Origin of the sequence: Corynebacterium sp. HMSC056E09 (assembly GCF_001813425.1) — a bacterium.
In the GTDB taxonomy this organism is placed as follows: Bacteria; Actinomycetota; Actinomycetes; order Mycobacteriales; family Mycobacteriaceae; genus Corynebacterium; species Corynebacterium hesseae.
In genome coordinates, this window is sequence record NZ_KV812490.1 from 1 (window position 1) to 19,100 (window position 19,100).

At 56.7% G+C, this 19,100-nt stretch carries 16 protein-coding genes; 5 read left to right on the top strand and 11 right to left on the bottom strand.

Annotated elements, in window-relative coordinates; genetic code table 11:
- A partial coding sequence (locus HMPREF2912_RS02990) for an APC family permease (RefSeq protein WP_070683184.1) occupies positions 1-987 on the top strand: 987 nt, incomplete at its 5' end.
- Between the two features lie 20 nt (positions 988-1,007).
- Here HMPREF2912_RS02990 and HMPREF2912_RS02995 read toward each other — a convergent pair.
- Genes HMPREF2912_RS02995 through HMPREF2912_RS12545 form a run of 4 tightly spaced genes read right to left on the bottom strand, consistent with a single transcriptional unit; the run spans position 1,008 to position 3,200 of the window.
- Positions 1,008-1,598, bottom strand: coding sequence for a PIN domain-containing protein (locus HMPREF2912_RS02995; RefSeq protein WP_070683185.1), 591 nt, complete (start codon positions 1,596-1,598; stop codon positions 1,008-1,010).
- Between the two features lie 7 nt (positions 1,599-1,605).
- The gene (locus tag HMPREF2912_RS03000; RefSeq protein WP_070683186.1) at positions 1,606-2,409 is read right to left on the bottom strand and encodes an ImmA/IrrE family metallo-endopeptidase; all 804 of its coding nucleotides are present in this window, start codon (positions 2,407-2,409) and stop codon (positions 1,606-1,608) included.
- Positions 2,402-2,734: a helix-turn-helix domain-containing protein gene (locus HMPREF2912_RS03005; RefSeq protein ID WP_070624468.1), complete on the bottom strand. Its 333-nt coding sequence runs from the start codon at positions 2,732-2,734 to the stop codon at positions 2,402-2,404. Before HMPREF2912_RS03005 ends, HMPREF2912_RS03000 begins: the two co-directional genes overlap by 8 nt.
- 43 nt (positions 2,735-2,777) lie before the next feature.
- Complete coding sequence (locus HMPREF2912_RS12545) at positions 2,778-3,200, bottom strand: Wadjet anti-phage system protein JetD domain-containing protein (RefSeq protein ID WP_371441101.1); 423 nt, start codon at positions 3,198-3,200, stop codon at positions 2,778-2,780.
- A 435-nt stretch (positions 3,201-3,635) separates the two neighbouring features.
- Here HMPREF2912_RS12545 and HMPREF2912_RS03010 point away from each other — a divergent pair, with 435 nt between their 5' ends.
- Positions 3,636-6,398 carry an AAA family ATPase gene (locus tag HMPREF2912_RS03010; protein ID WP_148139402.1) on the top strand — a complete coding sequence of 921 codons (2,763 nt, stop codon included), beginning with the start codon at positions 3,636-3,638 and terminating at the stop codon, positions 6,396-6,398.
- Between the two features lie 492 nt (positions 6,399-6,890).
- Here the strand turns inward: HMPREF2912_RS03010 and HMPREF2912_RS03015 are convergent, their stop codons facing one another.
- Positions 6,891-9,155, bottom strand: coding sequence for a DEAD/DEAH box helicase (locus HMPREF2912_RS03015; RefSeq protein ID WP_070683188.1), 2,265 nt, complete (start codon positions 9,153-9,155; stop codon positions 6,891-6,893).
- Between the two features lie 593 nt (positions 9,156-9,748).
- Here HMPREF2912_RS03015 and HMPREF2912_RS12840 point away from each other — a divergent pair.
- Positions 9,749-10,432, top strand: coding sequence for a type II toxin-antitoxin system death-on-curing family toxin (locus HMPREF2912_RS12840; RefSeq protein WP_118854849.1), 684 nt, complete (start codon positions 9,749-9,751; stop codon positions 10,430-10,432).
- 94 nt (positions 10,433-10,526) lie between these two features.
- Entirely contained in the window at positions 10,527-11,387 is an 861-nt protein-coding gene (locus HMPREF2912_RS03025) for a hypothetical protein (RefSeq protein WP_070683189.1), read from the top strand.
- A 174-nt stretch (positions 11,388-11,561) separates the two neighbouring features.
- Here the strand turns inward: HMPREF2912_RS03025 and HMPREF2912_RS13155 are convergent, their stop codons facing one another.
- The 6 genes from HMPREF2912_RS13155 to HMPREF2912_RS03050 all read right to left on the bottom strand — a co-directional run bounded on the left by HMPREF2912_RS13155 (position 11,562) and on the right by HMPREF2912_RS03050 (position 18,606).
- A complete protein-coding gene (locus HMPREF2912_RS13155; RefSeq protein ID WP_246816452.1) occupies positions 11,562-12,269 on the bottom strand; it encodes a DUF2220 domain-containing protein in 708 nt (235 codons plus the stop codon).
- A complete protein-coding gene (locus tag HMPREF2912_RS13160) occupies positions 12,182-12,715 on the bottom strand; it encodes a DUF3322 domain-containing protein (protein WP_246816453.1) in 534 nt (177 codons plus the stop codon). The genes HMPREF2912_RS13155 and HMPREF2912_RS13160 overlap by 88 nt, the downstream gene beginning before the upstream one ends.
- Positions 12,702-16,094 carry an ATP-binding protein gene (locus HMPREF2912_RS03035; RefSeq protein ID WP_070683190.1) on the bottom strand — a complete coding sequence of 1,131 codons (3,393 nt, stop codon included), beginning with the start codon at positions 16,092-16,094 and terminating at the stop codon, positions 12,702-12,704. Before HMPREF2912_RS03035 ends, HMPREF2912_RS13160 begins: the two co-directional genes overlap by 14 nt.
- Complete coding sequence (locus tag HMPREF2912_RS03040; protein WP_070519688.1) at positions 16,087-16,767, bottom strand: DUF4194 domain-containing protein; 681 nt, start codon at positions 16,765-16,767, stop codon at positions 16,087-16,089. The genes HMPREF2912_RS03035 and HMPREF2912_RS03040 overlap by 8 nt, the downstream gene beginning before the upstream one ends.
- Positions 16,764-18,236 (bottom strand): DUF3375 domain-containing protein, encoded by a 1,473-nt coding sequence (locus tag HMPREF2912_RS03045; protein WP_070683191.1) that lies wholly within the window; start codon positions 18,234-18,236, stop codon positions 16,764-16,766. The genes HMPREF2912_RS03040 and HMPREF2912_RS03045 overlap by 4 nt, the downstream gene beginning before the upstream one ends.
- 136 nt (positions 18,237-18,372) lie before the next feature.
- Complete coding sequence (locus HMPREF2912_RS03050; protein ID WP_070519692.1) at positions 18,373-18,606, bottom strand: hypothetical protein; 234 nt, start codon at positions 18,604-18,606, stop codon at positions 18,373-18,375.
- Positions 18,607-18,858: 252 nt separating this feature from the next.
- Here HMPREF2912_RS03050 and HMPREF2912_RS13385 point away from each other — a divergent pair, with 252 nt between their 5' ends.
- Positions 18,859-19,053, top strand: coding sequence for a helix-turn-helix domain-containing protein (locus HMPREF2912_RS13385; RefSeq protein ID WP_083312475.1), 195 nt, complete (start codon positions 18,859-18,861; stop codon positions 19,051-19,053).
- Positions 19,054-19,100 lie beyond the last annotated feature (47 nt).

Genomic DNA, 19,100 nt, shown 5'->3' on the forward strand with positions numbered 1-19,100 from the left:
TCACCACACCGCTACCATTTCAGTCTTCTGAACAGCGCGCTTTCAGGTCGGTTCCAGTTCTTTGCCGTTGTACTCATGATTGTGGCGGTGGTGGTCATCGTGGCGTCGATGGTGATTTATTGCGTCGCCAAGCGCCCGGGGCTTGCACCAGCTTTCCCCGTCGACGTCCCGCCGGCACCAGCGGCTGCGACCATCATCGCTTTTGCTCCGTGGGCCTTCGTGGGCTTTGATTCTATTCCGCAGCTGGCGGGCGAGTTCAATTTCTCGCCGAAGAAAGCGCTAGGCCTTCTGATGTGGGGAATCATTGCGGCAACCTTGATCTACTTGGCGATGATGCTCGCGACCTCCATCGCTGTGGGAACCAATCACGATGCTTATGAAGGGGAGCCATGGCCACCCGCAGCTGCAATCAGTGACGTAATGGGGCCGACAGGCCTAGTGCTCATGGTCGTTGCTGTTAGCGCTGGAGTCCTTACTGGGCTTAACGGGTTCTTTACTGCAGCAAGCCGTGTGTTGCTTACCCTTGGTCGCGCCAACCTGGTCTCTAGTCGGTTAGGAGAGCTAAACGGCAAGGAGCGCGCACCGCGCAATGCAATTCTCTTGGTGTGCGCAGTGTGCCTGGTGACCCCGTGGTTTGGGCGCGCGGCCTTGACATGGGTCGTCGATATGTCGAGTGCTGGTATCACAGTGGCGTATTTCTATACCTGCTTCTGTGCATGGAAGATTGCGCGCACTGGGCAGGTCCCCGGGATGCCCAAGCCCATTGCGCTGAACAAATTTTATGAGCACTTCGCGCTGGCCGGGTGCATTCTCTCCGTCGGGTTCTTGGCGCTGCTCTTTGTACCGGGCTCGCCTGGCATGCTTGGGACGGCTCCGCTCATCGCGCTGGTGGTCTGGATTGTGCTGGGGCTGGCGTCGTGGGCTATCAAGAGTCGTCAGTTGAAGAATGTGCCGCCGGAGGAGACGGCGGCGTTGATTTCGGGGTAGTGGGTGTGTAAGTCGGATGATTAATGAGCATCTCGGTAGGCCGAGCGGTCATTTAGCCGAGTGGTCTCGAATGGGACGAAGACATCGAATCTTGAGAGCTTCTCCCACACCTTGCGGGATTGTCCACGGTCGGTAAGGATACCGAGCTCCACACAGCGGAAGAGTACTGCTTCGGTGCTAAAGGCCCTTGCTGCCTGTCGCTTGCGTATGAGGGCTTTCGCGTCTTCGTCATCGATAATGATGGCAGTACGCACCGAAGGGTCCTCATCAAGGAGTGCTAGACAGTGAGCGATTGCGACGTATTCTCCCAGATTCTTCGCCATTCCACCCTGGATCGAGAATCTGGGGCCCGCGAATAGACGAATGTACTTGAAGAGGCGATCCATGTCGTCGTCAAGCACGTGCACGTGTCCATGAGTAATGAGTGATGCCCATGTTTGGGCTCCGCACTGAAACCGCGGAGCTTTCAGTTTTCTCTCTACTTCGTCTCTGACCGCCGCAGGCACGTGAAGCTGCTCATCGTCTACGAACTTGAGAAGCAGGTCCTGCTCACCGGCGCAGATGAAGTTTAGTAACACGCTGGTGTCCGCAACGATGAACCTTCTAGTCATGGCGAACCTACTCGTTGGCGAAGAAGTCATCCAGGTCTGCCTCTATATCGCGCTGATCTGTGAGATTCTGGCTGACAGAACTTGGAGCGGTTTGCATTGAATCTGCTACTTCCTCGGGGCTGACCTGTTCGGCGAACGCTACGGTTGACAGGGGGATGAGACCTTGGGAGTAGCCTTTGTAGGCATCGGCTACGAGCCTTTCGGAAGCCCGCGGCAGAGCAGCAATTTTGCGTGCGTGGTCATACGAGGCTTTCCATCCGAAGCGGGAGGCGAGTCCCTTGGCGGTGTGTTCTCTTAGCTCTTCCTTTGTTTCTTTCGAAATAAGTCCAGCTTGGTGCAGCTGGATAGCTGCTACATGCGGAGAGACTTGGAATCGTTGGACAACTGCAGACAATAACTCTTCCGCATCTGCGTATGGAGGCAACGCTTGTAGCGCTTCTTCAGGGCAGAGTACGCAGCGCGCAAAGGTGTTTGCGCGTGTTTCGGAAGGCAGAGTCTTGTCGCATTGCAAGGAAGCGCCATCCTCCGTGATGTCCCCGGCCACGATGTGCCCGATTTCGTGGGCGACGGTGAAACGCTGTCGGAAAGGATTGTTGCTCGTGCTAATCCCTACGGTTAAGGCACCTGAAGCAGGATCGCGAAGAGTCAGTGCATCGAGGCCATCCGTTAAGTCGAGAACAATGAAGTCAGCATCAACGAGCTTCATGAGATTGTTGATGTCGCCGACTGGCCCTAAGCCGAGATCGTGCTTCGCACGAAAATCAGCAGCCAGCTCAACGCCCTGTTGTGAGGGGCTCGTTGAATTAGGCATGTGCGCTATCCAGGTTCACTCGTAGCTGGAGATAAGGCAGAAGAGTTTGTGTTGCTTCCTCGGTTTTGGCCTGGTGGCCGCGGGCCGCAACTCGCACGCGCTGGGAGAGCGGGGTGGCGTCCACGAGCTCAGCGGCGTCGATCCCTAGAGCCCACGCGAGGGCCATGATGTGGTGGAGAGTTGGCGTGGCTGTGCCTTTCTCCAGGCGAGCCAGGGTGGGCTGGGACAGGATCTCATCGGTCATGGCGGCGAGCTCTCTTTGGCTGAGTCCGCGCAGCTGACGCTGCGCACGGACGCGCTCGCCGAAGTCGGTGGGGATATTCATATTGTGCTCCTTGTTGACTTCGATTAAACACGTGAATCAGGTTTTAGTCAAAGTGATTCTGAGTGTCTGATGACCAGTGGAAAGCTTCCCTAATCGCTGTGTTTGCATGCGTAAATGGAAATCGCTCCTGCTCGATGCGCAGCCTTCCTTTGATGAAGAGTTGGCGGTATGCTCGCTGTTCTTCGGTGGTGAGGTGGGTGAGGGTGGCGGAGCCGTCGCCGGGGTCGGGGACGGCGAGGTGCTGGAATGCGGTGACGGTGGCAGGGTCCATGAGTAGTGATGTGGTGTGGGGGAAGTGGGCGCGCACGGCGTTGAGGATGGCAAAGCCGGCGGCGTCGAGGTCGCCCCAGTAGGTGATGTCGGCTCGTTGTAGCCAGCCCAGTGCGTAGCCAGCCCAGTGCGTGGAGTTGGCTGTTGAGGCGTCTGCAAGCGCGGGAAGTGTCAGGAAGGCTTTATTCTCTACGATGAGTGCTCAGTTCAAACTCTGTCAGAAAGATTAGGGGCCGATTCACTCGTAAGTCGCTGAAAACAAAAGCTACCGAATCCGTATCAGCGCTTTGACATGCGCAAAGACGCGGCGCTAACTACTCCAGACGACCAAAACGGTCTCGGGTGAAGCACCCCCTAGCTCAGTACCAGCTTCCCGGAACATGACAGCACCGAGAAACCAGAGCACCGGTGCCAAAAATTCGCGTCTGACAAGGCGCCCAAACGTAAACCGTAAGGCATGATCTGCAAAGCAGGGAAAAGAATGGAAAGGGGCGGTCGACTTTACTACGACAATTGTCTCACTCTTGTAAAGTGGCACTACCGATCAGTTCGGGAGAGGTCGCCTCGAAGAAGCTGTCAATCGCCTCTGGCAGCAGATCGAGCAGTGGGTTGATTGCAAGGAGCGCTTTAATTGTCGCAGATGGACTTTTCAAAACAGATTGCCAATTGGGCAGAAGATAATCTGTCTGAGCAGTGGCAACATGACTTACTTACAGATGTGGCGGGCGGTGTCGCTCTATCGGCCGAATATGTCTGCGGAATTGCCAACAAAGCAGTGGAAGCGGCCTATGAGGAAGAAGACTGTTGGTTTCAGCCAATACATGTAACGGAGACCGGAGGAAAGCGAAACTTTTCGGCCGATGATTTCGGAATTCGGAAGTCTTCTGAGCGGCCTATAAGACTGTTAAAGGTGTTGCATCAAACGGGGGTAAATCGTTTACAAAACGACCAGGCTATCGAATTCGATCCAGCTGGTATGACTGTAATCTTCGGTAAGAATGGATCGGGCAAGTCGGGGTATGCACGCATTCTGAAAAAGTTTGCTGCAAGTAGGGGCGATAATCGAATTTTGCCAAATGCACTAACAGCTGCCACAACGATTCCTCAGGCCTCGATTTGCTTTCTCGAGGGGAGCGAAGAGAAGCAAGCCGAATGGACTGAGAATGAGAAGTTTGTTGATAGTAGTTTTCAGCGTGTAAGAGTTTATGACTCGTTGTCAGCGCACAGTCTTCTAGCCGATGAACTGACAATTGCTTATTCTCCCACTCAAATCAAAGTACTATCGCGTTTTGCTGAAGCTCTGGGTGAAGTTAAGACGGAGCTTGACGGCCGCCTAGGCAGGCTTGAGCTAGCGGAGAAACAGGTTCGTGGACATGAGACTGAAAAGTTCGAAGAGTTCCTAAACGAAATCAAGTCGCTGGATCCTAAGTCGGCAAAAGATGCTATCGAAGGCATTCAAGAGTTCTCTAAAAGCCAAGCTGAAGAGCTTGCAAGTTTGGAGGAGCGGTTTGCCAGACTTAAGCTCGACTCGAAAGAAGTCTTATTGAAGCGAATTGATCGAAGAAAAGCCGTGGTGCGGTCAGAACGGACCAAGGCGGCAACAATTAGAGGTGTGCTTCAAAGCTTTACACCGAATGAAGCTGCAAAATCTCGGAAAGAACTTGAACGAGCAAAGAACACGGTGCGGGAAGTGCAAGGTGCCTTAGGCCAGGCTGATAGACTTCGAATCTGCGCTACTAATAGTTGGCCTCAACTCTGGGAATCCGTTGGGAACTTCTTTGCTACACTCCCAGCTTCGCACGAGCAATACGCTTCAGAAGTCTCGCAATGGAAGGCATGCCCAGTCTGTCACCAGGACTTGGATTTGGCTGCCAAGGATAGGCTTTTGGCGTTCGAACAATTTGCTCAAGGAGAAGCGAATCAGCGCTTAAAGAATGCAGAGGCAACCCTCGAAGCGGCGACAACATCTCTTAATAGGATTAGGGAGTATTTTGACCTGGAGATTCCCGAACTATCCAAATCTCTCGTAGAGAGCCTTGAGGTTTCTGGTGACCTGGGTACTGCTATAAACGACGCGTTTATCGATTTCTATTCGAGTGCAAAGCGACTACTCGCAGCGATTGATAGGGAACTCGTCGAAATTAGCTCTGAGAGTACTAGCAATGAAGAAGCCCTTACTGCAGGGGAATTCGCAGTAAACGATGCGAACATAGTTGCGGAGAAATTCAAAAACTTAAATGATCTCCTCAACTCAGCTGAAAGTGAGCTTAATCGTGAAGCGCGAGAGCTTCAAGCATTGGATTCGAAGGGGAATGAGCAGGAAAGTTTGGGTGAGCGAATTGCTGCACTTGAGTTCTGCCGTGAGGCTTCCAATCATAGACAGGCTCTTAAAGAGGCGCATGACACGCAGCTGCAAAAGGCAGCCTACGCAGCGGCTTCCAAGAAATGCAATGGTCGGAGTGCAACGAACTTAGTGAAAAAGTTGTCTAACGATTTCATCGGCGAAATCTCCAGTCGTTTTTCTATTGAGCTGGCTGACTTGGGCTTTGACCCGTCGATCCCCGTCAAGCTGGAGTTGGCGAAAACTTCTAAGGGAGTTAGCTACATTAAGCCCCAGTATAATTCTCAGAAATCGAATGTGATGGGGGAGATTTTGAGCGAAGGGGAGCAGCGCATAGTTTCGATGGCAGGATTCTTTGCGGATCTGACTGGTTCTAAGGATTCATCGTGCCTGATCTTTGATGATCCCGTTACAAGCCTTGACCATCGTTTTCGTGAAAAAGTCGCGCGTCGATTAATAAGAGAGTCAGCGATAAGACAAGTTGTCATCTTTTCGCATGACTTTGCGTTTGTTCAGTTGTTGCAACAGATGCTGTGGGAGGAGAACTTATCGCGCTCTGTTGAGGGGCAGTCTCGCCTTCCAGAGATTTCGGAAGTCGAAATATATAGAAGGGCTGATGGTGCGGGTAGTTTGTCCCCGGTTGATTGGAGACGACGCAATCTTAAGCAGCAAATTGGGGCTTTGAAAAACGAAATGCAGAGGCTTGAGGTTTTAGAGCGAAAGCAGCCGGATGAATATCCTGCAGCTGGAGAGTCCTTTCTAGGGGCTGTACGTGAGACTTGGGAGAGAGTGGTTGAAGAGACCTTATTGAACTCTGCTGTTGTTAGAATGGACCCGGCAGTGCACACACGAAATCTTCGGCCTCTTACCGATATCGGTGAGGATGACTTGGACGCCGTAGAGCTTGGCATGACGATTGAATCGAGAGTTATGCGTGGGCATAGCAAAGCTGGCGAAATCGCTGCTCAGGACTTTCCTAATTCCGCGATCCTAAGGAAGGAATTGGAAAGGCTAGTAGATTTTCATAAATCAGTCCAAAAGAGGCGGCAGTAGGAAATCTCAATTGAGCCGAGCGGCGCCGGCCTTTTGTAGTGGCTTGGAACCCGGTTCTATGCTTCAAAGGGTCCTCTTTCGTGAAATACGCTTAGTTTCCTCAGTCATAACAGTTTTTCGGTGCGACGTTGGTTTTCTCCATGCTTGCTAGGCTAGCGCGCAAGAGGCGGTCAGCGCAGGATCTATCATTTTTCGACGTCAACGCAGCCCGTGAAATACCTGGAATGAGACTTTTTCAAGGACTCCAATGAGGGTGCTGAGATGTGAGCGATCTCAGTATCTGGACCGTCGATTGTTGCTTCGCGGCGGAGGCGTTCCTTAAGTGCTTCAGTCGAATCAGAGAATTGTGCTATGAAAGACTCGTCTGAGCGACGTTTGTAAGCGGTTATAAATTCAGTCATTGTGCTGCTCCAACTCATCTGGCTGTCCAGCAAGGATTTCAATTTTGCACGGCCTCTAAACTTGTAGTAATCGATAACGCACGGGGCAGCTCTACCTGGTGTCGCGAGTGAATCCTTGCTTGGCTATGGTCGAGCTTCTCTTTTTGAAGGCTGAGGCGAGGACAGGGACGTTGGCATCGAGAAAGTCGTGCACGGTGGCAGAGATGTTCTCCTTGTCATCGGTATCGCGAGTGACTCGGCCAACCTGCTGAATGACAACGCCGCGGAAGCTTACTGGGGCGGCCAGCACAAGAGTATCCAGTGCAGGAAGATCAATGCCTTCGCCAGCCACCTGGGACATGGCTAAAAGGACGAAATGCGGTGTTGCGGCAAGCTGCTCACGGACGGCCTTCCTCTCGCTGGCCTTTTGTCCGCCGTGTAGCTGAAGGGCGGGGAAGGGGGCGTCGGTAAGCAGGGCGTTGAGGGCTGCGAGGTGTTCGCGTCGTTTCACTAGGACGAGGACCGTGTGTTTGTCCTGCGCTGCTTGTGTGATGACATCGGCGATGAGGCGGTTGCGGTGCTCATCCGCCGCCAGAGCAGTGTCGAGGTCCGGCCAGAACAGGTAAGGGGAGTCGTACGTGAACTCGGTGTTGTGGACTACGTAATCGCGGCGTCCGGGGCGCTCGAGCTCGACGGTATGGCGGATAGGGCCGCAAATGAGGGGAAGCAGCTTATCAAGACCGTCGGAGCGGAACGGTGTGGCGGTCATTCCGAGCATAAAACGAACGTTGAGGTGTGCGAGGACGTTGGTTAATCCGGCAGCACCGACTCGGTGGCATTCGTCAACGATGATGTGGCCGTAGTCAGAGAGAAAGTCAGTCTTGGAATCATTACGGCTGATGGACTGAGCTGTGACAATGTCTACCACGCCGCTGAGTTTCTTTTTGGTGCCTGAGTATTGCCCAACTTGAGCGTCTGGAAGAAACTGCTTGAGGGCTTGGTGCCATTGGGTAGCTAGCTCCCGCGATGGAACTATGACTGCGGTAGGGGCTGAACGCTGAGCGATGATTGCGCACGCCATGACGGTCTTTCCGGTACCGGGAGGGGCAATGAGCATTCCAGACTTGTGCTTGAGCATCTGTTTGACGGCGGAATGCTGGTAGGGGCGTAGTTCACCGGAAAATGATGCATCGATGCGCTTAGGTTTGGGCGTACGGCCGCGACGTGTGACGGTATATCCGGCAGTCTTCAAGATGTCGAGGACGTCATCGAGCGTGCCGCGGTCGAGCGTGAGGACTTGATCCTTCTCATCAAAACGTACGATGAGCCGTGGAGTGCCGAAAGTGGAGAAACGCTGGGCCTGTTTTATATAAAACTGCGGGTTGGCAATAGCACCTAGGTGCCGCAGGGCCGTACGAGTGGTGGCGTCGACGCCCGATAAATCGACATGGACGTGCGAATCGTGTGTGACGTGGACTTTTCCGGAGGCTTTGAGCTTCTTCAACTCTTCGCGGGTGGGTGCTTGGGGGAGAGATGTTTCGGGATCGGGCTGAAGCTCAGCGTAGATTCTCTTGAGTTCGGCGAGCCCCGATTTCTTCGTCCTAGCCAAGGCCTCGAATTGGTCAGGCGATGCTCGAAAATCACTGTCGACGAAGACCGTTGTGCCTTCGGATCGATGGTGGCCAGCCAATGGAAGGGCAATCAGGTTGCCGAAACCACGGCCTTTCGCCGGCAGTGTGTCTTGGGATGGAAAGAACCGGTCGAAACTGGAGAAGTAGGAATCCGGGCTAGCCTTGGCCAGAAGTCCGATGCCCACGGAACGAGCGAGACTAGCCGGAATAGGTTCGCCGAAGAATGTCCAGACGTGAGCTCCGTTCCCTGATCGTGAAACCTCTATGAGTGGATCGAGGCCGTGGTTCTTGCATTCTTCGGCGTAGGCACGGGCGGCTTGCTTGAAGTCGTCATCATCAAAATCGCAGACCAACAGCCGGCAACTATCATCTGTGCACAGCGGATAAAGTCCAACGTGGAAGCGGTTGTCCCGGCGCAGATGCTCTTCGATCACCTTCGGCGTTAAGGGCTTCAGGTCAGGGTTTCTTCGGTCGTAGTAGCCGTTACTGGCCGGGTACCAGGCCTTCTTCCCCGCAGTATTCTTAGCCACTGCGTAGACGTCTGTCCGCCCTGTGAAGTAATCCATGAAGAGCGCGATCTTCTCCTCCGGTGAGCGTGTATCAGAGTGAACGTTCGCCGGCGGCGGTGTATCTGCGGTACTAGGGCGCGAAGGAGTATGACCGAGGGTCTGCAGTAGTTGGGCTACCTGGGATTCCAATTCGCTAACGCGAGTCTCAAGCGCTCGGAGGCGTTCCTGTTCAGTCATGGTGCGTGTTCCTTGTGCGTCGGAACTAGTTTATCGGACGGTGAGCGGCTAAGAGCCTTGTAGGCATGGCGATGTATTGCTTAGAATAATCGCACGACGAGCCGGCTACCGGAACGTTGTCGCCTGGAGCCGCGAAGGCTCCAGAGCTTTTTGGAGGGCCTCCTAGGCGCAGAGATGGAGTGCGTGCTTTAACAGTCAAGCCTTGATTCTGATAGGTGTGCGGGACAGGCGCAGCAAGTGGAGAGCGTTGAGGTGGCCTCTAGACATTCGCACACAATTCGGTTGTCCTTAAGAAGAGTCTCACTGCTAGGTGAAAGACGCTTCAGGTGTACGTGTCCTCCTGGGAAAGGAGGGGTGATGACTTCCTCTACGCAAATTCTCCGACGAGTGCTAATCTCTGAAATAAGCAGGTGCTGACTACTGAAGGGCGAAGGAGGGATTAAATTGACAAAGTCGACCGTTTCAAGACCTGACCACATTAATACTTCTGTAACTCAGGTCCAAGATATGGATGAGGAAGACCGTCGCCGCTACGTTGAGTACTTAGGGCGGGAGATTGCCAATTGGTCCGCGGAACTTAACCGCCGTCTAGCTTGACCATTTATCCCAACGAAGAGGAAGTCCTAATCGTCGGGGAATTGGCTTGTGGGTCCCCTCTGCAAATCCGTGATTCCAATCAGTTTAAAGCAAATGTAAACCGACCGGCGACTACTGTTCTCGGGAGAGACGCGTTTCCAACCGCTTGGGATAAAGCTGCAGCACTTCTGCATTCTTTCTGCACCACGCAAAGTCTTTTCGATGGTAACAAGCGGACTGGCTGGGCGGCTTGCTGGTTGTTTCTCAGGCTGAACCTGGCGGTAGGTCCCCTGCTTGGAAAAGTTGACGCAGATGCTTCTGAGCATCTTGTGGAAAGAATAGTTGGTGAAAAAGTTGGCGTGCCTGAAATCGCAGATGCTTTGCGGTCTTTGGTGGCGCCTTTTCTAGGGAACGCCGGTAATCTACCGTCAGGGTTTAGCGTAACTAAAATAACGGATGAAGGGGAAGACTATTTCGTAGGCGTTGGAAAGACTCCTGACGGAACGCGCTTTATCTACTTGTATCTCGCGGGGAGCCAGAGTACTCCTATTGAAATGGTGCTTACTTCCGATCAAGCACGCGAAGCAGCTGAAGAATTACTCCAGTATGCCGATAACCCTCTAGAGAAAAAGAGAATAAAGTTTAAAGCTCGAGCAATTCAAGCGCACTTAGACATGCATGACTGGTCTAGGTATATCTAGGTAGTTTGGACTGCTAGGTCAAGAGGCCGGAGATTAGGCCTTACGCACGATTCGGTATAGTGAACATGTGCGAAAGGCTATGGGGTGATAGTTTGTGCAGGGTTATCCGTTGGAAAACTCGTTTGCTGAGTATGAGCACTACTTTCCTCTGAAGGGGCTTGGCGCACATTGTGAGGTCGCAGCGCACACTGTAAATGAGATGGCTCGTTCACCTCGAGTTCTTACTGCAGAAGCTGCGGATGCCCTTGAGGCGGAATTTGAGCCTAAGATTCGTGGGGCTCAAAAATGGGGGATTTCTCGACTTCCTGATGAGCTAACAGCGGCGGCCTTGCAAGCCGCGGGTGCAGCTTTGCACTCGATCGGCCTGTTGCTGAAGTCCGATATTCGGTATCCGCTTACACCATCAATTCTTGCCAGGCCTGCTCTAGAAAACGCTGCTCTAGTAATGTATGTGAATGAGCAAGAAGACCCGTGGGTTAGAACCGCTCGAGCGGTAAACGTCGTGATAAATGGGTACGAGAACTCTGACGCTGCAAGGCCCGATTCCAAGCTTCATGACGCTTTGGAGGCGCATCAAAAAATTAGGCAAGCGTTTGCATCGCAGGGGTACGGCAGGCGTCACAGACTATTGCCGTATACGGATCTGGTTGAGACGTATTTTGATGGGTTTAAAGGTCGTGAGATGTACAACGAGTTCAATCGATCAGTGCACCACAATGTAGTCCGCCAAATTGAAATAGCGATCTCAGCAGATATCGGAAGCTGCGGCAATGCAATTGAAACCTACGAAGTGGCTATCCGAACCGCTATCGCGGTCGGCGCGGCAGCATTCAGCCTAAAGGATTTTCGGCACTGCGACGACGTTGATGAAGCACCATTACATCTGCTTGCTGATGTCTTTAAAAGTTGGAGCGCGTACCTTGATGGGCTTGGTGATGATGGCTTCGTAGATTGATGTTTGCTTCATCGAGACGATTGACTGCCGGCTCATTATTGCGACGCAGGCGTTGACTATCTCTGCGCTCGTTGGGCATAATTCTTGGTAGGGGCAGTCCTACTTTGCGTACAGCTGCTCGACCCTCACCGGAGCTACTGGCAGGTGAGGGTCATTTTTAGTGTGCTTGGGGTGTTAGTGGCTTTGCGTTGAGCCGCCACCGAGGGCCTCTTGGACCATTGCGTTGGCGTGCACAAAAGGAATCCGCTCCTGCTCGATGCGCAGTCTTCCTTTGGTGTAAAGCAAGCGGTAGGCGCGTTGCTCTTCGGTGGTGAGGTGGGTGAGTGTGGCGGAACCGTCGCCGGGGTCGGGGACGGCGAGGTGCTGGAATGCGGTGACGGTGGCGGTGTCCATGAGGAGGGACCTGGTGTGGGGGAAGTGGGCACGCACGGCGTTGAGGATGGCAAAGCCGGCGGCGTCGAGGTCGCCCCAGTAGGTGATGTCGGCTCGTTGTAGCCAGCCCAGTGCCTGGAGTTGGTGAGCGGCGGTGCCGGAGCCGAGGATGGCGATGGTGGTTGGGGAGGCGTCGGCAAGCGCGGGAAGTGCCAGGAAGGTTTGTTTGTTCTCCACGATGAGCACCCGGGGCGGGGTGTCGGGGAAGAGGGTTGCGGCGTCGGCGAGGGGGATTTCGATATCGGAGAGTGCCGGGGCGTGGTTGAGATAGCGCAGGCGCAGGCGGGCATCACTGCGGCGCAGGCCCAAGTCCGTGATGCCGAAGGGAGCAAGGAGCGCCAGGAGCAGGCGGCGGTGGGTGCCTATCCATTTACCATCCACGCCTTCCACCGGCACGGCGCGCTCCCACACTCGCCGGAGTGGGGATTGGCGCGCAGCCAGGTCAGACACGGTCCAAGGCAGCGCAGGTCGTAGGTGCTTAAGTCCTTCCACTGGTTGTACGTGCGGCGGACGGTATGAGTGAAGTCCGGGGAGTCCGGAAAGATGGCGGCGATGTCCTGGGCGCACTGGAGGGCCCGGTTGTAGTCGGACATCAGGCCCGCGGCGGCAGCGATGCGCGCGGCGCCGGTGAGTACTACGCGAGTGGGAACGTCGTTGGTGCCAAGGCCCGCGCGGGACCAATTCCGGGATTCATAGATGACCTCTTCCTGGTGCGGCCAGCGCTGCCAGGCGCGGATGAAGTCCCTCGTGACCTTAATATTGCGGGCGGCGGCCATAGCTGTTGGCGGGTGCAGCGGCCAGTCAAGGTTGAGCGCAGCGGGATCGGCGAGTGCTTCCGCGAAGTGGTTGCGCAGGTACTTGGCGGCGTGTGCACGCAGGTCTTTAGGAGTCCGCATCGTCGGAGTCCTTGGGGCCGGGTTGTTGGAGGTCGTGGGTGGTGGAGGCGTCGATAAGCTTATAGCCCGTGCGTGCCTGCGGGCGGCCGTCGATGGTGGGCTCGTCGTAGCTGACCACGATGGTGCCGTCCACATAGGGCGAGAGAGTCTGGATGAGCTTGAACGGCGTGGCCAGAATCATGTGGAAACCAAAGGACGCGAAGACGGACATAGCCGTGCGGGTAAAAGCGGGATCCGCGCGGTCAAAGGCCTCATCCAAGATGATGGACCCATAGGTGGGCACGTCCTGGTCCGGCTCCGCGAGGCGGAAGCGCAGGGCCGCGGCCAAACAGAAGAAGACGAGCTTCTGCGCCTGGCCGCCGGAGAGCGAGGCGGAGTCCTGATAGGTGTTGGCCGTCGTGCCATCGGGGTAGCACTCGCGGCCGACAAAGCTGACGTGCCGGCGAGTATCCAAAACCACGTTGCGCCAGCGGATATCCTCCGGCTGGCTGGAGCCGAGGCGGCTTAAGATCTTGTCCAAGGCGTGGTAGCGTGCGATGGCTGCCGCTGGATCATCCTCGGTAACTTCCGCCAGGCTGTGGGAGGTGGCGGCATCGAGATCCCGCTGGAATTCTTGGACCACCTGGCCGCGGGCGTCCTTGACGTCGATGCGCAGGGTCCGCTCACCGTTGAAGGGTGAGCGCTCCAGGGATTTGTTGATGTACTCCATGCGCATCTCAATATCGCTGCGGGCGCGGCGCAGATCCGTGGCCAGGTGGGAGAGGTTGCGCACCGTCTGGCCGTTGAGCAGCTCGAGGAAGCGGGCGCGGAAATCAGCCAGGCGGTCCGCTCGGAGGAACTTGAGCTTCTCAATGCCCTCACCGGCGAAGCTGGCCTGCGGCTCCAAGTCGGCGGCCTCCGCCGGCCACTCGGACAGGTAGGCGTGCAGGACGGAGACAATCTTGTCGTTGGCTTCCTCGATCCGGCGCGCGGCCGTGCGGGAGGTTTCTTGCAAACTGGCCTGGACTTCATCGCGGCGGGCATCGATGTCATCGATAGTGAGACTGCGCTTGCCTTTGTGCAGGGCTTCAACGACTGCCGTCTCAATGTCTTTATCCGCGATGTCCGGCACGGGGCCGATGCCGCGGCGGCGGGCGGTGGAGCGCTCGAGCTCGCCTTCGACGTTGCCCAGGTGTTTCTGTGCCTCGTTGAGTCTGGCGCGGGCGGCGTTGAGCTTCTGCTTGGCCTGTGCGTGCGCGGCGGCCAGCGCCTGGGCCTCTGGGGAGGAAGCCAGTGAGTCAAACTGCTCTTGCAGATCACGCTTGCGGCCCTCGGCGGAGGCGGTGTCGATGTCTTGGAATGAGGTATCTAGCACCTGCTGGGCCTTATCGCGTTGGGAGCGCAGGATGTCCATCTTCCGGTTGAAGTCCTGGACCCGCTTGGCCGTAGCGCGGGCGGTGGCCTTGGCTTCGGTGAGCTGGGAGCGCAGCAACTCAATCTTGGCGGTGTTGGTGGAGCCGACCCGGTACCAGGCGGTGCCGCTAAAGCGCATGCGGTCATCCTTGATGAAGCGCGTTGAGCCGTCCTTGTCCTTGGGGCGGCTCTCCAGGCCATCGCGGGTAATGGCCGGGGTCAAGGTGGCCTTTTCCAATTCCGCTACGGAGTCCACGCATTCGTAGTTGAAGCGGCGCGAAATGTGGTGGCGTACCCAGCTTGCCATGGCATGGTCTTGGAACTCGAGTTTGTGGATGAGCTGCCGCGGGCTGCGCGCCGCTGCCGGCGCTGGGGCAAACTCCGGGATGGTGCGGTACTCCAAGCGCGTGCCCACGTTGCGGGAATTGACCCACTGGTTGATGGCCTCCCGCGCGGCTTCGGGCACGAGCAGGGTGGCGGCGAAATTGTGCAGTAGCTTCTGGATCGCCGGCTCCCACTCGCTCTGGTGAGGGCTGATATCGATGAGCTCGTCGGCGAAGGGGAGCTCGGACTCGGCATAGCCGGTATCGCGGGCCAGTTGCGAGCGCAGCTCCACCAAGGTCTTATCGATGTTGGTTCTCCGCGAGCTGAAGGAGCGCAGCTCGCTGTCCAGCGTGGAGCAGGCGGTGGCGGCGTCGCGGGCGGCCACGCCGGCCTCCTGTTGGTGGTTGATGAGGTCTTTGAAGTCGGCCTCGAAGTCTGCGATGCGGATCTTCGCGTTGGCCTGTAGTTGGGCGAAGCCATGCGGGCTGAGCTCGTAGTGATCAGTCCACTGTCCGGCCGCTGCACTGAGGCGCTGGAACTCCTTCGTGCGGTGCTCAATCTCCTTTTCGGCGGTTTCTATCTTGGCCCTTAAGGCATCGAGCTCACCCGAACTGAGCTGGGAGACGGCCACTGCGGCGAGGCGCTCTGCGTCATCGAGGTGAGCAACATCGGCCTCAAGGGATGCGGCCTGAGACTGGGCTTCAGCCAACTGCGCTGACAGGGCCCGAATGCGAACGTCCAGTTCTTCTGCCACCAAGCGGGAGCGGACAGCTGGCAGTGCCTCAGCCATGGCTTCCGCTCGTGCTTTGTCCGTTTCCGCACCTGTGCGCTGGGAATGCAGCTGGGGCAGGGGAGCGAGCGTATCAATCTGGGCCTTGACGTCCTCGACCCTTAAATAGGCTTGGCGCAGATCCTCAAATTGCTCGACGGCTTCATCCGCTTTCTCAAAGGTAGCCGGACGGTCCAGCATGTAGTCCCTAAAGAGCTGGTCCAGGCTGGAGAGGGACTTCGCGGATTGCGTGCGGTGGAGAAGCAGCTGGCCCTCCACATTCTTGATGCCTAGGCGTTTGCGGAAGCGGTCTGCGAACGTGGTGTAGGTCGGCGTGAAGGACGCGCCGGGGCCTTTGTACATTGCCTTAATCTTGCGGGTGTCCAGGCTGCGGGTGAGCAAGGGGCTGAGCTTGTCGATGTCCTCGTCGCCCGGCACTAGCCCATACAACCTCTTGATCTGGCCTACTGAGTTCTCACCGCCGTTCAGGCGGAAGATTGCGATGAGGGTGTGCTGCTTGCCGGCGGCGTTATCGTAGGTCAGCGCCACGACCGAGTTGGTGGCGCCCTCCCGCAAGTACTCGGGGGCGATCTCACCGGTCTGGGTGTTCTCCCGCTGCCGCCACGCGCCGCGCACATAGGAGACGAGGTTGCGCCCGTTGTGCCGCCCGAGGTCCTGTTGCGACGCCGCGTTGAACTTCACGTGACTTTGCGGAACGAGCACCGCAGACATGGCATCGAGCAACGTGGACTTGCCGGAACCCGAGCCGCCTGTAATGAGGAAACCCTTGCGGGCTACCGGGATGGAGAAGTAGCCGTGGAAAGTACCCCAGTTAATCAGCTGGATGCGGCTGATACGGAATTGTCCGGGGTAGTAGGTGGTGTTCTTAGTCATCGGAGGCATCCTCCTGCTCTTGGAGCTGCTCTGGTTCCTGCTCATCCTGGTCTTCCGTCTGTGCCAGGCGGGCGTATTCATCCCGGATGGCGGAGACCGTGGAGGCGTCGAAAAGCTGGCGCAGTACCGGGGAAACCTCAAAGCGGCCCTCGGTTTCGGTGGCGCTGATGAGGGAATAGTCATTCTGTATGCGTTTCATTGCCGCGTTGAAGCGCTTGGTGAAGCCGGCCTCGTCGCGGTTATCCACCGCACGGACATAGCCGATGCTCTCCCGAAGATCCTCCACGTCCACGATGACGCGCTCGCCGGGCAGGGTGAGGCCCAGCTCTTGGCGCAGGTTCAACAAGATGGCGGTGTCGATGTGCTTGAGCTTGTCCGTGCGCAGCACCTGCGGGATACTCAAGCTGTCTTCCTCCACCATGCGGGTGAATGCGAAGCCTTCCGTCTCATCCACGACGAGCTCCAGAAACACCTCGTGCAACCGGGCGCGTAGATTCTCCTCGTCGGAGATAATCGCCGCCCACAGTACCGGTTCCTTCTGCGCGCGAATGAGCGGGCCTTGCAACAGCTGCACCAGCGCGCGCCGCGAATGGTAGGTCAGCGTTCCTTTATCGTGTTCCCACAGCGGCGGCTCGTGCGCGGCATCGACGCGGGGACTGTTGGCGGCGGTCACTGTAGCTCCTTAACGGTGGTGTGATCGAAATACATGGTGGGGATCTGGGCGCAACGCACGGTACCGTCTTCCTCGGTCCACGTGACTGTCTCGTGTGCTTCTTTCAGCGAGGGCAGCGGGTGGGAATCCGCGATGTGCACCAAACCCACGACACTGGCCAGACCTTGCGTCGGGGGATAGGCCTGCAGCACCTGGCCAATAGTGCAGGGGCCGGACTTGGCGACGGCCCCGCGTACCGCCTCGTGCAATTCCTCAAAGTCGATTTCTGATTCGCGCACCAGCTCATAAAGCGCCTGCGGGTCTTCCGCGTCGGGGTGGTAGGCCACTGGTGTCTCCTCCACGACTTCCCGCCCAGGGTTGGCCAGGCGGATGCGGGAGACCGAATGAATCGACATACCGATGCGCTGCAGCGGTGTGTCCATCCGGTGAAAGGCTTTCAGCTCGGAGTTCTGCGCGGCATCAATGGCCATGCCGCGGGCCTCGCGCAGCAGCTCAATCATGCGCCGGTCCTCCGCGAATTGCTCGGAGGAGACGTAGTTGCGCAAACTGCGCGCCAGCCCGGTCATGGTCTGGTTGACCTCGAAGCTGGTTTCCTCCATATCGCGGAAGAGGCTGCGCAGCCGCTGCCTCCTGTCCGGGGCGAGCTGCTGCCCGGGCTCGCTTTCCAGAACCTCCTTGATCCATTGGTCCAACCAGGCGCTGCGCTCTCTATCCATCAGGAGGGAATAGAAGCCGCGGAAGCTGCGCCCGGCCTCCGATTCCGCAATGTGGTCCACGCCGTTGAAGATTTCCTCCAGCACCTCGCCGCGGTAGCCCTCCGGATCTAAGAGCTGTCGGCGAAGCTGGTGGTTGAGGGCCTCGAGCTCATGGCGAACCCGGGCGAAATCGCTCGGCACGGCCATGGCCATGTTCAGTACGTCTTGGACGCGCTCCTCCGTCTCCGCGGCGGTGAGGCTTTCAAACTGCCCGAGGTGTGCCTTCTCAATCTCGCGGTCAATGCGGTCACGTTCTGCTTCCAAGCTGGCCACGCGGCTAGCGATGTCCTCGTTGGTATCCCGCGCCAGCCTTTGCAGCGCCGAGCTGATCGACTCCACCCGTGAGGCGGTCACCGCGGTCACCGGTGCTTCCCAGCGCTCGATGGCTTCGAGTGCTGAGAGCGCATCTTCACTGGGCTCGAGCGTTTCACCGTGGGAGCTCTTGCCGGACTTTCTAATTAACCAGCCGGCCTTAACCCAGTCATTGCAGTAGTTCTGTGGCGTGCGGGGCATGGAAAACTCGCTGGCCAAAACTTCGAAATCGGTGACCATGAGCTCGTATACCTCTGCTGCTGGGCGCGCCCGGGTGCCGCGGGGGAAGTACTCCGCAATCAACGCCAGAATCACGGGCGCGTTGTCTGCAGCCAGGAGCCGGATTGCGGCGGAATCGCGCATCAGGCGCCGGAGGGAGAGGGCGCGTGCTTCAACAGACATGTCTTGATTCTGACAGGTGTGCCGGACATGCGCAGTCACGACTGGTTCAAATATTCGAAGCCTCTGCCTGGTGCATGACCTACAGAGCACAGGTCGAACTAATTACGCCCATGGAGGCGGGGTCAGAAGTGAAGCTTTAGGCTGCGTCCACCTGGTCGTCTTGTACCTCAACGCGGCCCATGAAATACCGTGAATGCGACTTTTTCAAGGATTCCAGGGAAGGCGCTGAAATATGGGCGATCTCGATATCAGGATCGTCGATCGCTGCTTCGCGGCGGAGGCGTTCCTTAAGCGCTTGAGTCGAGTCCGAGAATTGTTTGATGAAAGACTCGCCTGAGCGACGTTTGTAAATGATTATAAATTCAGACACTGTGCTGCTCCGATTCATCTGGCTGTCCGACGAGAATTTCAGTTGTGCTCAGCCCCTAATCTAGTAGCAATCAGTCAAGCATGGGGCCGCTCTAACCGTTGTCGGGAGTGAGTCCCTGCTTTGCATCGGTATCGCGAGTGACTTGGCCAACCTGTTGAATGACAACGCCTTGGAAGCTGACTGGGGTGGCTAGCGCAAGAGCGCTCAGTCGCGTTGTCGCGTAATGTTCAGCGATTGATTTCCCAGGTCTTGATGTCCGTTGTGCAACGAGGAGAAGTCACAATCTCTCGCATTCCTGAGGAGCTCACCAGTACGGTAGCCGCCGAGTTGCTAGGCGTTTCGCGCCCAACGCTCATGAAATGGGCAAAAGAAGGAAAAATTGCGACCCACAAGCGTGGAACGCATTCGAGGTTCAAGCGTGAAGACGTATTGCAAATGAGGCGCTAGCTTGCCAAAGAACGTATGAAGGCGTTCCAGGAATGGCGTGCATTCGA

Excerpts from the sequence above, each read along its gene's own strand:
- HMPREF2912_RS03045 (WP_070683191.1), bottom strand. The coding sequence starts at position 18,236 with ATGTCTGTTGAAGCACGCGCCCTCTCCCTCCGGCGCCTGATGCGCGAT.
- HMPREF2912_RS03005 (WP_070624468.1), bottom strand. The coding sequence starts at position 2,734 with ATGAATATCCCCACCGACTTCGGCGAGCGCGTCCGTGCGCAGCGTCAG.
- HMPREF2912_RS03000 (WP_070683186.1), bottom strand. The coding sequence starts at position 2,409 with ATGCCTAATTCAACGAGCCCCTCACAACAGGGCGTTGAGCTGGCTGCT.
- HMPREF2912_RS02995 (WP_070683185.1), bottom strand. The coding sequence starts at position 1,598 with ATGACTAGAAGGTTCATCGTTGCGGACACCAGCGTGTTACTAAACTTC.
- HMPREF2912_RS13385 (WP_083312475.1), top strand. The coding sequence starts at position 18,859 with ATGTCCGTTGTGCAACGAGGAGAAGTCACAATCTCTCGCATTCCTGAG.
- HMPREF2912_RS03015 (WP_070683188.1), bottom strand. The coding sequence starts at position 9,155 with ATGACTGAACAGGAACGCCTCCGAGCGCTTGAGACTCGCGTTAGCGAA.
- HMPREF2912_RS13160 (WP_246816453.1), bottom strand. The coding sequence starts at position 12,715 with ATGCGGACTCCTAAAGACCTGCGTGCACACGCCGCCAAGTACCTGCGC.
- HMPREF2912_RS03035 (WP_070683190.1), bottom strand. The coding sequence starts at position 16,094 with ATGACTAAGAACACCACCTACTACCCCGGACAATTCCGTATCAGCCGC.